The sequence below is a fragment of the Streptomyces sp. NPDC036822 genome, assembly GCF_055609145.1.
In genome coordinates this window covers 495,076-510,493 of record NZ_JBVJPY010000005.1, presented here as the reverse complement: position 1 = coordinate 510,493, position 15,418 = coordinate 495,076, and the positions used below count along the sequence as shown (strand labels likewise).

Annotated in this window: 11 protein-coding genes and 1 pseudogene; 5 read left to right on the top strand and 7 right to left on the bottom strand. The window is 74.3% G+C overall.

Annotated elements, in window-relative coordinates:
* Positions 1–44: 44 nt before the first annotated feature.
* Positions 45–896, bottom strand: coding sequence for a class II glutamine amidotransferase (locus ACZ68P_RS15540; RefSeq protein WP_471006276.1), 852 nt, complete (start codon positions 894–896; stop codon positions 45–47).
* A gap of 134 nt (positions 897–1,030) precedes the next feature.
* On the opposite strand from ACZ68P_RS15540, the gene ACZ68P_RS15535 reads away from it, so the two are divergent.
* From ACZ68P_RS15535 to ACZ68P_RS15525, 3 genes are all read left to right on the top strand, one after another.
* The gene (locus tag ACZ68P_RS15535; protein WP_471006275.1) at positions 1,031–2,281 is read left to right on the top strand and encodes a glycosyltransferase; all 1,251 of its coding nucleotides are present in this window, start codon (positions 1,031–1,033) and stop codon (positions 2,279–2,281) included.
* 102 nt (positions 2,282–2,383) lie between these two features.
* Positions 2,384–3,100 (top strand): DUF6338 family protein, encoded by a 717-nt coding sequence (locus tag ACZ68P_RS15530; RefSeq protein WP_471006273.1) that lies wholly within the window; start codon positions 2,384–2,386, stop codon positions 3,098–3,100.
* The gene (locus tag ACZ68P_RS15525) at positions 3,072–3,248 is read left to right on the top strand and encodes a hypothetical protein (RefSeq protein WP_471006271.1); all 177 of its coding nucleotides are present in this window, start codon (positions 3,072–3,074) and stop codon (positions 3,246–3,248) included. Before ACZ68P_RS15530 ends, ACZ68P_RS15525 begins: the two co-directional genes overlap by 29 nt.
* A 10-nt stretch (positions 3,249–3,258) precedes the next feature.
* Here the strand turns inward: ACZ68P_RS15525 and ACZ68P_RS15520 are convergent, their stop codons facing one another.
* The 4 genes and pseudogenes from ACZ68P_RS15520 to bla form a co-directional block, all read right to left on the bottom strand.
* Positions 3,259–8,334 carry a CHAT domain-containing protein gene (locus ACZ68P_RS15520; protein ID WP_471006393.1) on the bottom strand — a complete coding sequence of 1,692 codons (5,076 nt, stop codon included), beginning with the start codon at positions 8,332–8,334 and terminating at the stop codon, positions 3,259–3,261.
* Between the two features lie 171 nt (positions 8,335–8,505).
* Positions 8,506–8,927 (bottom strand): annotated as a pseudogene (locus tag ACZ68P_RS15515) (AAA family ATPase); the annotation flags it as partial.
* Positions 8,863–9,408 carry a right-handed parallel beta-helix repeat-containing protein gene (locus ACZ68P_RS15510; RefSeq protein WP_471006269.1) on the bottom strand — a complete coding sequence of 182 codons (546 nt, stop codon included), beginning with the start codon at positions 9,406–9,408 and terminating at the stop codon, positions 8,863–8,865. The gene ACZ68P_RS15510 and the pseudogene ACZ68P_RS15515, both read right to left, overlap by 65 nt.
* A gap of 196 nt (positions 9,409–9,604) precedes the next feature.
* Positions 9,605–10,546, bottom strand: coding sequence for a class A beta-lactamase (gene bla, locus ACZ68P_RS15505; protein WP_471006266.1), 942 nt, complete (start codon positions 10,544–10,546; stop codon positions 9,605–9,607).
* A 512-nt stretch (positions 10,547–11,058) separates the two neighbouring features.
* Here bla and ACZ68P_RS15500 point away from each other — a divergent pair.
* On the top strand, positions 11,059–13,299 hold the full coding sequence (locus ACZ68P_RS15500; protein ID WP_471006265.1) for a catalase: 2,241 nt from the start codon (positions 11,059–11,061) through the stop codon (positions 13,297–13,299).
* 72 nt (positions 13,300–13,371) lie between these two features.
* On the opposite strand, the gene ACZ68P_RS15495 is transcribed toward ACZ68P_RS15500, so the two are convergent.
* Both ACZ68P_RS15495 and ACZ68P_RS15490 read right to left on the bottom strand, forming a co-directional pair.
* A complete protein-coding gene (locus ACZ68P_RS15495; protein WP_365720040.1) occupies positions 13,372–13,575 on the bottom strand; it encodes a cold-shock protein in 204 nt (67 codons plus the stop codon).
* A 556-nt stretch (positions 13,576–14,131) separates the two neighbouring features.
* Complete coding sequence (locus tag ACZ68P_RS15490; protein ID WP_471006263.1) at positions 14,132–14,782, bottom strand: DUF4232 domain-containing protein; 651 nt, start codon at positions 14,780–14,782, stop codon at positions 14,132–14,134.
* A 227-nt stretch (positions 14,783–15,009) separates the two neighbouring features.
* Here ACZ68P_RS15490 and ACZ68P_RS15485 point away from each other — a divergent pair, with 227 nt between their 5' ends.
* Complete coding sequence (locus tag ACZ68P_RS15485; protein ID WP_471006261.1) at positions 15,010–15,294, top strand: DUF6213 family protein; 285 nt, start codon at positions 15,010–15,012, stop codon at positions 15,292–15,294.
* The last annotated feature ends 124 nt before the right edge of the window (positions 15,295–15,418 follow it).

The window sequence follows — 15,418 nt, the reverse complement described above, 5'->3', positions numbered from 1 at the left end:
GCAGCGCCCAAGGAGTCCCGCCCGGGCCGGCCCGGGCGGGACTCCTACGGCACCGCCACGGAGTCCTCGGTCAGCGGGACGAACGGCTGGAGGAAGTCCCCGCTCCCCCGCACGAGGCCGTAGGTGGCCTCGGGAACCTCGAACCAGGCGCCGGGCAGCCCGCTGAGCGGTTCGGACACCACGAGGCGGCTGTCGTCGCTCAGGCCGTCCAGAAACGTCAGGTCGGGGTGGAGTCCGCGCAGCGTCTCCACCTCGGCGCTGTAGTACAGGGAGCGCGACCGTCGCTCACTCGAATAGCGGAAGACCCACAGCCCGTCGCCGTCGGTCACCGCGACCGTCATCTGGAGCGGGTTCTCCACGCCGTGATCCCGGCCCAGTGTCTCCACATGACCCGCCATCCGGGCGACCGCGGCGGGCGGGTCCTGGTCCAGGCCGTAGGTGAGGGCGAGGTAGAACATGACCTCGGAGTCCGTCGAACCCTCGATGTCGGCGAACAGGGACGGGTCGATGCGCAGGCACAGGTCCCGGCGCAGCCGCTGGAACTCGCTGATCGCTCCGTTGTGCATCCACAGCCAGCGCCCGTGCCGGAAGGGGTGGCAGTTGGTCTGCTGGATCGCCGATCCCGTCGAGGCCCGGATGTGGGCGAAGAAGAGGTGGGAGCGGATGTGGGACGAGATCTCGCGGAGGTTCCGGTTGTTCCAGGCGGGGCCGGTGTCGCGCACCACCGCCGGCGTGGGCAGGCCCCTGCTGTACCAGCCGATCCCGAAACCGTCGCCGTTCGTCGTCTCGACGCCCATGCGGGAGTGCAGGCTCTGATCGATCAGCGAATGCGCCGGGCGGTACAACAGGGAGTCCAGGAGAACCGGGGTCCCTGAGTAGGCGAGCCATCGGCACATGCTGTGTACTCCTTCCCCGCGTCCGCAGGGGCACGCGGGCACCTCCATCATCACGCCTCGTCAGGGGTGGCCGCCAGGCGGCACGCCGCGGTCGGTGATCCGATCGGCCGCCTCCGGCTGCCATCATGGTGACGATGCGTGTCGCACTGATCACAGCGGGATCGCACGGTGACGTGGCGCCGTTCACCGGGCTCGGCCACGGCCTGGTGGAAGCGGGGCACGACGTCACCGTGGTGACCCATGAATCGTTCGCCGGGCTGGTGGCCAGGGCCGGCCTCGGCTTCCACGGCCTGCCCGTCGACCCCCGGGCCGAGCTGCGTTCCGAGCACGGCCGGAGACTGCTCTCCAGCAGAAGCGGTCCCGGGAAGCTGGCCTGGGTCCTCGCCATGGCGCGGCGTCTTGTGGGCGACATGGCGCAGGGGATGCTGGAGGCGGCCCGCGCGAGCGACGTGCTGCTGCTCTCCGGGTCGGTCGCACCGATGGGCCACGTCATCGCCGAGGGCCTGGGGCTGCCGAGCCGGGGCATGTGCCTGCAACCACTCGCGCCGACCCGGGACTTCCCGCCGCCGGTCGTCGGCACGCGGTCCTGCGGCCGCGCCGGCAACCGGTGGGCCGGGCGGGCGGTCAACGCGGCCCTGGACCTGGTGTTCGCCGAGGCCGTCCGCGCCCTGGAGAGGGAGCTCGGCGTGGGGCACCGCCGCTCCCGGGCCCGGCGCAGGAACCGGGAGCGGCAGGACTGGCCGGTGCACCACGGTTTCAGTCCCTCGGTGCAGCCGCGCCCCGCCGACTGGCGCCCGGGGCTGACGGTCGACGGGTACTGGTGGCCGTACGATCCGCCGGCCGCCGAACTCCCCCGCGAGGTGCGGGACTTCCTGGACGCGGGGCCCGCCCCCGTCTTCGTCGGGCTGGGGAGCCCGACCGTGCCGGACCCCGAGCGGGTGAGCGGGCTGATCGTGCGGGCGTTGCGGACGGCCGGGCTGCGGGGCGTGGTGCAGTCGGGGTGGAGCAGTCTGCGGGTCGAGGGGGACGACGTGCTGACGGTCGGCGAGGTGCCCCACTCCCTGCTCTTCCCGCGGATGGCGGCCGTCGTGCACCACGCGGGCGCGGGGACGACGGCCGCGGGACTGCGGGCGGGTGTCCCGGCGGTGCCCATGCCGGTGTGGTTCGACGGGGCGTTCTGGGCCGCCCGCCTGGCGACGCTCGGCGTGTCGCCAGGCCCCGTACCCCTGCGGCGGTTCACCACGCCGGACGACCTCGCCGCCGCCCTGACCGCCGCCACGACCGATCCGGCCTATCGCCGGCACGCCACCGCCGTCGCCGCGCGGCTGCGGCGGGAGGACGGCACGGAGCGGGTGCGTGCCGCGCTCGACCGCCTCGGTCCCTGATCCGCGTCGACCCGGCCCTTCCCGCGGCACGCCGGGGCCAGGCGACGTACCGTGTGATCCACCAGGGTCGGTGAGGCGTGGTGCGTGGGGGAAAGAGAGCCGATGGTTCCGGGGACAGTGCAGCAGTTGACCATCCTGCTGATCCTCGTGCTGCCCGGGGTCTTCTACCAGGCTGTCCGTGAGCACCTGCGGGGCGCCGTCGCCTCCGAGCAGGAGCCGCAGAACCGCCTCGTACGGGCGATCGCGGCGGGCGCGCTCCTCGACGCCGTGTACGTGGTCGTCGCGGGTCCGTGGCTGGTGCGGGTGCTCGCGGGCGAGGGGTCCGGGCCGGTCGCCGGGGTGCTGCGGCAGCCCCGCGAGGCGGGTCTCGCCGCGCTCGTGCTGGTGGTCCTGGTGCCGGCCGGGGTCGCCTGGGCGGAGGTGGCGTGGGGCAGAAGGCGCAGGCGTGCGCGGTACGAGCCGACGCCGACGGCGTGGGACGCGCTGTTCCGCGAACGGGGGTCCTGCTTCGTCCGGGTCCGGCTGAAGAACGGTCTGTGGGTGGGCGGTTGGCTGGGGACGCGGTCGGCGGTGTCGGCATATCCGCAGCAGGGGGACGTCTATCTGCAGGCGCAGTACCGCATGGGTCCCGACGGCACGTTCCTCGGGCGGGTGCCCGGCACGGCCGGGGTGTACGTGCGGGCCGCCGACATCGACGTACTGGAACTGCTGCACCCGCCGGACCCGGCCCCGGCGCCCGTCCCGGCGCCGTCCGCGGAAGCGGTGAGCACCCGAGAGGAAGGAGCAGAAGGTGACGCAGCACGAAGGACAGCCCTCTGACGAGGAGTTGGACGCGCTGATCGAGGAGTTCTCCGAGCGCCGCACCTACCGGCCCACCGACGACGTCCCCGAGCCGGACGACGTGCCGCGGGCCCCCTCCGGTACCGCGATGGGCGATCCCGGGAACCCCGCGGCCGCCGCCGGCTGAGGTCGAGGCGTCAGGGGCCGTTGTGGAGGTGCGCGGCCCACAGGTGCGGCGCGTGGACGAGGCGCTCGCGCAGCGCCCGCACCGGCGCGTGCAGGGCCGCCGCGGGGTCGATGGGGCGGCCGTGGGCGAGGTCGTCCGCCAGGGCCGCGTAGAAGTCCTCGGTCAGCCGGGTGGCCACCTTGTCGGAGACCGGCCACAGCGTCCCGATGACGTGGGGATATCCGGCGAGTTGGAACGCCGACACCAGGTGGACCGACTCGTCGGGCAGCATCAGCCCTCCCTGGGACGTGGAGCACGCCGAGAGGACCGCCAGGACCGCCTCGCGCGGTCGCTGAGCGGCGGCGTCGAGCACGGTGAGCCGCCCGTCGTGGAGGATCAGACCGCTCTCGGACGGCTCCAGCGGGTCGCTGACCCCATGACAGCTGAAATGGACCCACGGGTGCGACGGCAGCCGGCGCCGTACGGCGTCGACCGTGGCCTCGGGGCCCGCGAGGTGGTCCCCGGCGGGGAAGAGGCCGCGCAGCACGCGCGCCTCCTGTGACGCGCCGGGCAGCGGGTGTGCTCCCGGTGTCTCCGCGAGGGTGACGACCAACGGGGCGGGGCGCCGCGACGACGTCCCGGCGGGGGTGCGGCGGGCCCTGACCAGGGCGCGCAGCGTGGGCGTGTACGAGGAGACGGCCCGGTCCATGACGGTGCGGCCGGAGCCCGTGTGGCCCGCGGCGTGCAGCGGCAGGAAGGAGAGCCAGCCGGTGGGGCACCACCACAGCCGTGTCCAGGGTTCGTCGTCGGTCGGGACGGCGCGCAGGCCGAGCCGGTCGAGCACCGGCTCGGCGACGGCGTCCCACAACCACGCCAGCGTCCCGGTGAGCGTCCGCATGGCCGCGCGCGCCCGGGCGGCGCCCTGGACGCCGTACGCGTCCTCGACCGCGAGGACGAACTCCGCCGCGCGGTTCACGGTGTCGGTCGGGTCGAGGCCGGGCAACGGGACCACCTCGACGCGTCCTTCGGGGGTGACGACGAGCGCGTCGGAGCGGTACCGACTGACGTTGACCACCACGACGGGGCCGGCGGCGGCCGCCGGGAGCAGGTCCGCCACGCGCGGGGGGCTCAGGAAGGTCTCCAGGCCCGGCAGCCGGCGGATCCGGTCGAGGAGCGCGTCCCACCGCCGCGACAGGGCGTGCCGCGCCTCGGCCAGGCGGCCCGCCTCGGCTTCCGTGAACCGGCGCTCGGAGGCGTGGGGGCCGGGCGCCCCGAGGTCGGCGCGCAGGACCGCGGACCAGGGCGATCCGGCGCTGAGCTCCTCGCGGACCTCCTCGAACTCGGCGGCCAGGGCGGGGTCGGCCGCCCGCAGCCGGGAGAGGTCGCCGCGGCTCTCCAGTCCCTGGGCGAGGAGCACTCCGCGTCCCTGTTCGAGGAGCGTGAGGGCCGCCTCGGGATCGCCCGCCCGCAGGGCGAGTGCGGCGGCGTCGGAGGCGAGGCCCACACCGGCGCCGAGCCGGGACTCCTGGTCGGCGCGTCCGAGGTTGCGGGGGGCGAGCCGGGGCAGCAGGCCGACGGCGTAGGAGTACGCGGCCAGTGCCTCGGCGTGCCGTCCGGAGGCGGCGGCCGCGTCGCCCCAGACGCGCGCGGCGGGCAGCCGGACCGTGACCGGTGCCACCGCGTTGTGCGCGGACCGCCGGGCCAGCAGGGCCGCCTCGCCCAGATCGGCCTGCTCACCGATCAGGGCGCGCCCCACCTGGGCCCGGGCGATCAGCCACTGGATGCGTGCCTGCTCGGGATAGCCGTCGGGGACGCGGGCGAGCGCCTCCCTCGCCGCGTTCACCGCCTGCTCGAACGAGGTGCGCGCGGTGGGTCCGGCCGGGTCGTCGGCGAGTTCCGCGGTGAGGACGCAGACGGCGGCCAGGTTCATGAGGGCGAGGGCCCGCTGCGGGTGGTCGTCGTCGAGGCCGGCGACGGCCTCCTCCAGGACGAGCCGGGACTCGGCGAGAAGGCCGGTGTCCGCCTCCTCGCCGAGGGCCTGGCCGGGCAGGGCGAGGCTGTTCAGGAGGAGGCCGAGATTGACGCGGGCGATGTCCCTGCCGTGCCGCTCGCCGTGTTCGAGCGCGACGGCCTCGCGCAGCAGCCTGACGGCCTCGTCGGCGGCGTCCCGCTCCTGGGTGATCTCGTGCCAGGCGCGCAGGGCCTCGGCGAGGTTGGAGAGCAGCCCGGCGCGTTCGAAGGTGGTGGGCGGGCTCTCCTCGACGGCGCGGCGCAGCACGGTGACGGCCTCCGCGAGCCACGCCCGGTCACCGGTGATCCGGGCGCGGTCCATCAGCGCGGAGCCCAGGTTGGTGAGCACGCCGCCGATTCCGGCGTGCCGGGCGGGGACGGTGGCGACCGACTCCCGCAGGGTGCTGATCGCGGTGTCCATGAGGGCGTCGTCGGCGGTGTCGGTCGCCCGGCCCCACAGCGCCCAGCCGTAGCTGGTGAGGACGACGGCGCGGTCTCCGGGGGCGTGGGCGGCGGCGAGCGCCGCCCGGTAGTGCCGGAACGCCTCGTCGCGCAGGGACTCGTCGTGGGTGCGGTGGTAGCGGTCCACGAGGACGTTGGCGAGGCCGACGAGGGCACGGGGGACGGCCGCGCCCAGCTCTCGGGTTCCGATGGGCGTGGTCTCCCGCTCGGCGGCCACCGCCCGCCGGTGCCACGTGACGGCCTCCTCCAGGGGCGCGCCGTCTCCGGTGAAGCGGGAGAGCGAGCGCAGGGCGTTCCCCAGACGGCTGAAACTGCCGCCCCGGCCGGGCACGGTGGGGCCGGCGGCGACCACCGCCTCGCGCAGCACCTCGACGGCCTCATCGATCAGGCGGGCGTCCGAGCGGAACTGCGCGAGCTGCTGCAGGGCGTCTCCCAGGTTGCCCAGGCGGTGACGGCGGTAGTGGTCGTCCGGCGGGGAGGCGTCGACGGCGTCCCGGTGCATCCGCACCCCCTCGGCGAGCAGGCTCTGGTCGGCGGTCAGGGTGGCCAGCCCGACCAGGGCGGCGCCCAGGTTCGAGCGGCGCGCCGCCTCCTCGGCGGGGCTGCCGGACGGCGTGCACGCCACGGCTTCCCGCAGCACGCGCACGGCTTCGGCGTACTGCGCCGGATCGCTCGTCCGGGCGGCCCGCTCGACGTGGACCGAGCCGAGCCCTGCGAGGTACTCCGAGCGCCGCGGGTCGTCGGGGTCCAGGAGTGCGATGCCCTGCCGGATGAGGGCGACGCCCTCCGCCCGGTCACGCTCCGCGCGGTCCCGCGCCTCCCGGTGGTCCGGCGCGTCGTGCCGGAGCCGCCGCTCGCCCGCCTCCCCCACCGGAGCCGACCGCCGGACGAGCGCCGTGCCGAGGTGGAACCGGACGGCGGCTTCCCTGTCTCCGCCGGCACCCGGCAGGTCCAGGCACTCCCGGAGCGTCCGTACGGCTTCGTCCGCGGCCGCCGTGGCCTCCTCCCCCGTGCCGTCGCCGACGGCGCCGAGGGCCATGGCCAGGTGGAACAGGGCGCGGCCCCGCTCCGCCGAGTGCGGTGCGGCGGCGGCGGCGAGCCGGCGCAGGAGGGCGACCGGTTCGGCGAGCGCCTCGGGCGCCTCGACGGCGCGGGCGTGCAGCCTGAGCAGGTCGGCGAGGTCCACACCCCGGGCGGTACCGCGCGGGTCGTCGGCCGGGGTCTCGTCCAGCGCGTCGCGGGCGCTGTCGATCGCGGCCTCCAGGTCGGCGAGGTCGCCTCGTGCGAGGTAGCGGGAGCGCAGGACGCCGCTGAGGACGTTCCGCGCCTGGGCGCGCGTGGGGTGGCCGGCCGGTGCGGTCGCCACGGCGTCCCGCGCCGCGTCGTACGCGGCGTCGAGGGCGTCGGGGTTTCCGCCGCGGACGACGCGGCCGTCGAGGACGAAGGCGAGGTGGGTGAGGTAGATGGCCCGTTCGACGATGTTGGGCGCCGTGTCGGCCGCGCGTCGGCAGGCGTCGACCCCTTCGTCGTAGAGGGCGGCCCTGGCGGCCCTGTCGCCCCGGGGCGGTACCGACGCCCGTCCCGTCACCGTCCGGGTGCCCGCGCTCGCCGTGCCGGCGGTCGTCTCGGGCGCGATGGAGAGGGTGATCAGCGCGATCCCCAGGTCCGAGAGGTAGGCGGCCGGTGGCGGCTGGTCGGTCGTCGCGACGGCCACGGCCTCGCGGAGGGTGTCGACCGCCTCGGGCAGCAGCGAGGTGTCGTCGAGTTGCACCGCCGCCGAGACCAGCGCGGAGCCCAACTGGGCGAAGAACAGGCCGTAGAACGCGTCCTGCCGTTCACTGAGCCGGATCGCGTGCCGCATCTCGCTCAGGCTCTCCCGCACCATGGCCTGGTCCGACGTCGCCTCGGCCCGGTAACGCAGGGCGAACCCGAGGTTGCCGTGCCTGCGCGCCTGTTCCATCCGCTCGCCGGGCGCGGCGGCGACCGCGGCGCGGCTGATCTCCACGGCGTCGGCGAGCAGTTCGGGGCCGGCGCCGTCCCGGAAGGCGTACACCATCGTCAGGCCGAGGTCGGACAGGCAGGTGCCCTGTTCGGCGCTGCCGGCCGGGAACCCCTGGACGGAGTGGCGCAGCAACGCGGCGGCGGCGGGCAGCATCACCGGGTTGCGGTGCCGCTGGTACAGCAACACGATTCCGGCGCCCGCCTGGTAGGCCTCCCCGGGATCGGCGTCCGCCCCGGCGGGCTCACCGGTCAGGACCGCCAGGTGCGGGCGCAGGAGGGCCGGGATGCGGTCGGGGTAGGCGCGGTGGACGTCGAGGAAGCCGAGCAGGGCCGAGCCGAGCGCCGCGGCGTCCGTCGCCTCCCCCGCGAGGAAGCGGCCCCAGTCGTGGAACCCGAGGGCGTAGAGGCCGACCAGCAGGACGTTCCCGTCCGGCAGCGTGGCGGCGCGCCGCACGTCGTCGGCGGCGGCCTCGGCCTCGTCGGTCAGGAACCACCGCAGCGCTTCGGGGTCCTCCTCCGCCCGCATGACGCGGTCCAGGATGACGCCCGCCTTCTCCTCGGCCTTCCTGGACATGGCCTCGGCCGCCCTGGCCGTCTCCTCGGCCGCCCCGGGCCCGTGCCTCTCGCCGTTCACACCGTTCCTCACGCCGTAGGGGTTCCCCCGCTCGGCCTGCCCGGGCCGTGCCGCGGCACCGGAGGTCGAGCCCTTCCGGGGGCAGGTCGTGTCGGGAGAGTCTCGCCCGGCCCGCGACACCCTCGGGGCGGACGTCGGCACTTTCCGGACACGTCGCAGGGGGTGCCTTGCCGCCGCGATCACCACGACGTCGTCGCGGTGGTCTTCCATCAGCTTGGTGAGCACGTCGATGGCCTCCTGGCCGGAGTCGGCGCCGGTTCCGAACGTCCGCGACAGGCTGTACGCCTCGTCGATGAACAGGACGCCGCCGCGGGCCCGTTCGAAGACGCGTGGGGTCTTCTGGGCGGTGTGGCCGAGGTACTCGCCGACGAGATCCCCCGGGCGGCCTCGACCAGGTGCCCCGTCCGCAGCGTGCCGAGGCCGCCGGGGATCTCTCCGTACAGCCGGGCCACGGTCGTCTTGCCGGTTCCCGGCGGCCCTGAGAAGACGAGGTGGTGGGCGACGGGCGGGACGGAAAGACCCGCCTCCTCACGCCACTTGCCGAGCCGGATCAGGTCGACCTGGACGCCGACCTGCCGCTTGGCGGTGTCGAGGCACGATCAGCCGGTGCAGGGCGGCGAGCACGGCCTTCTCGGTCCTGCCGGACCCGTCGCCGGTGGAGCCCGCCACGGCCGTACGGAGGCGAAGGAAGCGCACGCGGTCGTTGCCCCCGGCGACGGCCTCGCCCCGCAAGCCGGTCACCTCGCAGTCCTCGACCCGGCCGACCACCGAGGCGGCCAGGCGGATGCCGTCCGCCTCGCCGCCGCGCAGCACGGCGTGCGTCACGGCGGCCCGGCTGCTGTCGCCGAGGATGATCCCGCAGCCGCGGGAGTCCGTGACCGTGAGCCGGTCGATCGTCACGTCGGCGCTCGCCACGGAGAACACGCCCGCCTCGTCGGGTGCGGTCACGTCGCAGTCCCGCGCGGACAGATGGGTGTCGTCAGGGCAGTCGAGACCGAGGCCCGGCCGCTCGATCGTGCAGCGGTCCGCTCTCAGCCGCGCCTTGCCCTCCAGGGTGATGCCCGCATGGGACATGTCCGTGATCGTCCGGAAAGCATCGGGCGCCTCGGCGAAGACCGCTACTCCGGGCGACGCGGCGGACGCTCCCCCGGTCGTGTCCGGAAGATCTCACGCGGGCGGCGACCCCCCGGACGGGGACGACCCAGGTCGTGTCCGGACAGATCGGCGCCCGCCTGAAGCGGCGATCCGGGCGAGGGCTCACGGACACGGCTCAGGACAGCGAGTCGGCGACGACGGAGGCCGCTTCCGCGATCAGACGGTCGTCGTGCGCGGCGTCCGCCGTGCGGCGGTTCGACATGATCGCCATCACGAGGGGGGCCGCGTCCGGGCGCCACACCACGGCGATGTCGTTGCGAGCGCCGTATCCGCTGCCGGTCCCGGTCTTGTCCCCGACGACCCACCCGTCGGGCACGCCCGCCCTGATCAGTGCGTCGCCGGTGGTGTTGATCCGCAGCCACGTCGTGAGCCGCTCCCGCTCCGGGGGCCGCAGCGCGTCACCCAGGACGAAGGCCCGCAGGTCGCGGGCGAGCGCCCGCGGTGTGGTCGTGTCGCGGGTCTCCCCCGGGGCCCACCGGCTCAGCTCGGGCTCGCGGCGCTCCATCCGGGTGACGTCGTCGCCGAGTTCGCCGAGTACGGCGTCCAGGCCGTGCGGTCCGCCGAGCGCGTCGAAGAGGAGGTTGGCCGCGGTGTTGTCGCTGTGGCGGACGGCGGCGTCGCACAGCGCGCTCAGGCTCATGCCGGTGGCGACGTGCTTCTCGGTGACGGGTGAGTGCGCGACGAGATCGTCCCGGGAGTAGGTGATGACGCGGCCCGTCCCGGCGAGGGTGTACTTCCGCAGGACGGCGCCGGCGGCCAGCGCCTTGAAGGTGGAGGCGTACGCGAACCGCTGGTCGGCGTTGTGGGTCACCTCGCGTCCGGTGCCGGTGTCGACGGCGTAGACGCCGAGCCGCGCGTCGAACCGGCGCTCCAGCGCGCTCAGCCGGCCGGCGAAGGGCGTCGGCGTCCCCGGCCCGGTGGCTTTCGGGGACGTGGAGGAGGCCGGCGGCCCGGACGACGAGGCGGGCGTGCCGCTGGGGCCGCAGGCGGCGAGCGGGGCGAGCGCGAGTAAGGCGAGCGCGCCGACGAGGGCGCGGCGGACTCGGCGGTGGTGCATGTCCGAACCTCCGGGACACGTCGGGGAGGAGAGACGTGGCTCTCTCCCGTAGACGGTCATCATCTGTACGGGTCGTCGTGTGTCGCCCCCACCCTCGCCTCGAACGGCCCTGTAGTCCAACACCTTCGGGCGCCGGTGCGCGCCGTTCCGGCCCTCGTGGTCCGGCCCGGCGCCGGACGGGTGGCGCGCCGGGCCCGGCGCGCCACCTGCGCCTGCCGGGGCGTCCGACGACATGCGGCCGTCGGGGAATCGTCTGAAAATTGGGCGCATCGGTCACGTTCAGGTCGCGAACGACCGGGAACGCGCGACAGCAGAACCTGATCGACCCCTTACGAACGAGGACGGTATGACGGAGGCGTGCGAGGCGTGCGGGTCCGGTCGCCGTCTCGGCCCGTCCGCGCCGTCCCCGTCCGCACGCCCTCCTCCCTCCGTTCGGCACCGTCCCCGGGCGGCCGTCCGCCCCCGGCCGCCCGCCCGCATCGACAAGAACCTCAGACCGCGCAGGAGACCCCATGCCCCAGAACCCCGCACCCGAGGACCGTTCGTCCGAGGCGGTCGTCCCGGGCCGCCCCGCCGTGAAGCCGCCCTCGGTCCAGGAGCCCACCGAGCCCCACGGGCCGCTGCCGCCCAAGCCGGACCAGCGCGGCCCGGAGACGGTCGGCCCGACCGGCCAGGCCACTGGCGAGGACCCCGCCCGTTCGGCGCAGAGCGGCGCCTACCTGACGACGGCCCAGGGAGCTCGGCTGTACGAGTCGGACCACTCCCTCAAGGCCGGCCCGCGTGGCCCGGTGCTCCTCCAGGACCATCACCTGCGGGAGAAGATCACCCATTTCGACCATGAACGCATCCCCGAACGAGTGGTGCACGCGCGGGGCGCGGGCGCCCACGGCGTCTTCCAGAGCTACGGGACGGCGAGCCGGATGTGCAGGGCGGCCTTCCTCGCGAAGGACGTCGAGACGCCGGTGTTCGTACGGTTCTCCACGGTGCTCGGCTCGCGCGGCTCGGCGGACACGGTGCGGGACACCCGGGGCTTCGCGACGAAGTTCTACACCGAGGAGGGGACGTTCGACCTCGTCGGCAACAACATCCCGGTGTTCTTCATCCAGGACGCGGTCAAGTTCCCGGACGTCATCCACGCGGGCAAGCCGCATCCCGACCGGGAGATCCCCCAGGCGCAGAGCGCGCACGACACCTTCTGGGACTTCGTCACGCTGCACACCGAGGCGACCCACCACACGCTGTGGAACATGTCCGACCGCGGCATCCCCCGGTCGTTCCGCATGATGGAGGGGTTCGGCGTCCACACCTTCCGCCTGGTCGACGCCGAGGGCGGCACGACGCTGGTGAAGTTCCACTGGAAGCCCAAGCTCGGTGTCCATTCCCTGGTGTGGGAGGAGGCGCAGCTCGTGGGCGGGCTCGACCCCGACTTCCACCGGCGGGACCTCTTCGACGCGATCGAGGCCGGGGCGTATCCGCAGTGGGAGCTCGGCATCCAGGTGTTCCCCGACACCCCGGAGCAGACCTTCGAGGGGATCGATCTCCTCGACCCGACGAAGATCGTGCCGGAGGAGCTCGCTCCGGTGCAGGCGGTGGGCCTGCTGACGCTCAACGCCAACACCAAGAACTTCTTCGCGGAGACCGAGCAGGTCGCCTTCCATCCCGGTCATCTGGTACCCGGCATCGACGTCACCGACGATCCGCTGCTCGCCGGCCGGCTCTTCTCGTATCTGGACACCCAGATCAGCCGTCTGGGCGGCCCGAACTTCGCCCAGATCCCCATCAACCGCCCGCACGCGCCGGTCAACGACATGCTGCGCGACGGGATGCACCAGACGGCGGTGCACACGGGCACGGCGCCCTACCGGCCCAACTCCCTCGACGGGGGTTGCCCGTTCCTGGCCGGTGCCGACACCGGCGCGTACATCGAGGCGCCGGTCCCGGTACGGGAATCGGTCAAGCAGCGCGAGGCCCCGGAGTCGTTCGCGGACCACTTCAGCCAGCCCCGGCTGTTCTGGCTGAGCATGACCCCGACGGAGCGCGAGCACATCATCGCCGCGTACACCTTCGAGCTGAACAAGTGCTACGAACAGGCCATCAAGGAACGGGCCCTGACGGTGCTGGCGAACATCGACCCGGTGCTGTGCGAAGGGGTGGCCACCGGCCTCGGCCTGCCCGTCCCGCCGGCGACGGTGCCGCTGCCCGAGGTGGAACCGAGCCCCGCGCTCTCCCAGCTGGGCCGGACCTGGCCGACGGCGGGGCGGGTCGTCGGCATCGTCGCCGACGAGAACGGCAGCGCGGCGGACGTGCGCGCGGTCCGTGACGCCGCGAAGGAGGCCGGGATGGTCCCCATGGTCATCGCGCCGACCGGCGGCACGCTCGACGCGGACGGCGCGTCGATCGGCGTCCAGCGTACGTACGCCACCGCGCGCTCCACGGAGTTCGACGCCTTGGTCGTGGTCGGCTCTCCGGCGCCGGGCCTCGACGCGACGGGCGCGCGGGACGCCAAGGCCGGCCTTCTTCCGACGGACGTCGCACCGGTCGATCCCCGGGTCCTGCTGCTGATCACCGAGGCGTACCGGCACGGGAAGGCCATCGGCGGGGTGGCCGGGGCCGGAGCCGCCCTGGAGGCCGCCCGGCTGCCCGCCGACACCCCGGGCGTCGTCCTCGGGGACAGCGGGGACGAGGTCTGGGAGCAGCTGACGGGCCTCATGGCGGGTCACCGAGTCTGGGAGCGTTTCCCCGCGTCGATCTGAGGTTCGCGCCGCTCACGCGACAGGTCCCCGGAGCTCGTGCTCCGGGGACCTGTGCGTGTCCACGCCGGGTTGTCAGGCGAGGGTGATGTTCTCGGCCTGGGGGCCCTTCTGGCCCTGGGTGACGTCGAAGGTCACGGCCTGGCCTTCCTGGAGCTCACGGAAGCCGGTGGAGTTGATGTTCGAGTAGTGCGCGAACACGTCCGGACCGCCGCCGTCCTGGGCGATGAAGCCGAAGCCCTTTTCCGAGTTGAACCACTTCACGGTTCCGCTGGCCATGTGTACTGCCTTTCCCATCGATGTCGGGACCGCACCGCGCGGACCCGGAGGTGATCGCCCTGGTCCTCAGGCACTGCACAGAGCAAAGCGCCCGCACCGAGGCGCGGGCGCCGGGTTGCGAACCACGACATCTGAGGACGACGCTACACCGCGGAACCGTCTGTTGCCAGAGAGCAACGATCATTAAAATCCGGCCGCCGGGAGTCGCACGGGTGGTGGCCCGGAACGTTTTCCCCCGGATCGCCCGGGCGGCCGGGGCTCTCCGGCGCCGGGCGGAGCCGGGAGGCCGGGACCCGCGGCTCGGCGGCGGCCGCTCGGTTTCCCGCTCCGGACAGCACTGAGCGGAACGCGTGCCGGACACAGCCGCATTCGGTCACGGCCCGGCTCGCCCAAGGGCCGCCACCGTCATCCCCGGCGGGCGCACGACGCCGGCTACGGCGCCTCGCCGCGTTGTTCGGATCGCCCGCACACGCCCAGCATGAGGACGACCCTGCGCCTTGCGAGGCGCGGCATCCAACGCCGTGCGCTGATCCACCCGGGGATGACGGGACAGCCCTCAGTCGTCGAGGACCTTGCTCCAGGCGGTGGTGCCCAGCAGGCCCGTCTCGCCGACGTCGAGGCCGCCTTCCGGCTCCACGGTCTGGCGGGGCGCCCCGGCTGCCGGGGCGATCTCGACGTAGACACCGCTGCCCCGCCGCGTGGCGGCGTCCACGGCGGAGTAGCGCCACACGAAGACGCTGCGCGCCGACTCCCCCGGCGCGAGGGCGACGGGGTGCGGCCCGGGGTCGTCGAGCCGCGTGATCGGTTCCGGACCCTTCAGGACGGTCACGTCCATCGGCTCGCGGGCGACGTCGCGGACCCGCACGTCGGGATACCCGTTCAGCCGCAGCAGGCCCGTACCGCAGTGGGTGACGGTCACCGGCATGGCGCGCAGGCCCATGGCGGCGTTCACGGCCCCGGTCGTGACACGCCAGCCGGTCGCCGGGCACGCCCCGGCGGTGGTGGCGGCTTCCGGCATGGTGGCACGGGGTCCGGGCGGGGGGCCGGCGTCGTCCGGTGCGTCGGGGGAGGAAGGCCGCGGGGGCGCCTGGGCTCCCGTGCGGGCGGGGTCGACCTCACGGTCGATCTCGGCCGCGAGACCGCAGCCCGCGCAGAGGGCGGCGAGGGCCGTCACGACGAACGCGTGCCGCACGGATATCGGGATCATCCCGCGATCATCACACGTGGTCCTCGCCGCGCGCGGGGAGGCCACCTACGCCGGAGGCCGGCGCGCCCTCCGCGCGGACGTTGGGCCCGGCGTCCCGCGTCCGCGACCACCGTCGCGTCCGCGCGTCCACCACGCCTCATCAGGCCCTTCCGTCCCACGGGGTTTGATCCGCGCCAGGTCGGCAACGATGCAGTGAGACGACGAGCGCACGAAGGGAGGGCGGTCACATGATCCAGATGTCCATACCGCTGGTTCCCACCGCCGACGGTGGTCTGCTGATCCCCGCCGGGCATGTCACCGCCCTGCTGCGCGGCCTCGCAGTCGACTGGGTGGAGTCGGGCGGCTCCGGAGAGATGCGCGGCGACGAGCGGACCATCCGCGAGCTCGCCGCCGTGCTGACCGAGCTGGCCGACCAGGTCGACGTCGAGTGCATCGGCTTCGCCACCGAGGCGGACGAGAGCGGGGCGGAGACGCCCGAAGCGAACCCGCCCGGGACCGACGACGTGACCTGAGGCCGTCCCGGCCCGAAGACCGGCCGTCCGGCCGCCCCTGACGCGGCCGGGCGGCCGCCCCATGCCGTGCGCTCCCCCGCCCGAGTGCCCTGTCGGCCGCGTCGGCGCGCGGGCGGCCTGTCCT

Bases quoted from the DNA above. Each gene is read 5' to 3' on its own strand.
- ACZ68P_RS15540 (WP_471006276.1), bottom strand. From the start codon at position 896: ATGTGCCGATGGCTCGCCTACTCAGGGACCCCGGTTCTCCTGGACTCC.
- ACZ68P_RS15535 (WP_471006275.1), top strand. From the start codon at position 1,031: ATGCGTGTCGCACTGATCACAGCGGGATCGCACGGTGACGTGGCGCCG.
- ACZ68P_RS15530 (WP_471006273.1), top strand. From the start codon at position 2,384: ATGGTTCCGGGGACAGTGCAGCAGTTGACCATCCTGCTGATCCTCGTG.
- ACZ68P_RS15510 (WP_471006269.1), bottom strand. From the start codon at position 9,408: ATGTCCCATGCGGGCATCACCCTGGAGGGCAAGGCGCGGCTGAGAGCG.
- bla (WP_471006266.1), bottom strand. From the start codon at position 10,546: ATGCACCACCGCCGAGTCCGCCGCGCCCTCGTCGGCGCGCTCGCCTTA.
- ACZ68P_RS15500 (WP_471006265.1), top strand. From the start codon at position 11,059: ATGCCCCAGAACCCCGCACCCGAGGACCGTTCGTCCGAGGCGGTCGTC.
- ACZ68P_RS15495 (WP_365720040.1), bottom strand. From the start codon at position 13,575: ATGGCCAGCGGAACCGTGAAGTGGTTCAACTCGGAAAAGGGCTTCGGC.
- ACZ68P_RS15490 (WP_471006263.1), bottom strand. From the start codon at position 14,782: ATGATCCCGATATCCGTGCGGCACGCGTTCGTCGTGACGGCCCTCGCC.
- ACZ68P_RS15485 (WP_471006261.1), top strand. From the start codon at position 15,010: ATGATCCAGATGTCCATACCGCTGGTTCCCACCGCCGACGGTGGTCTG.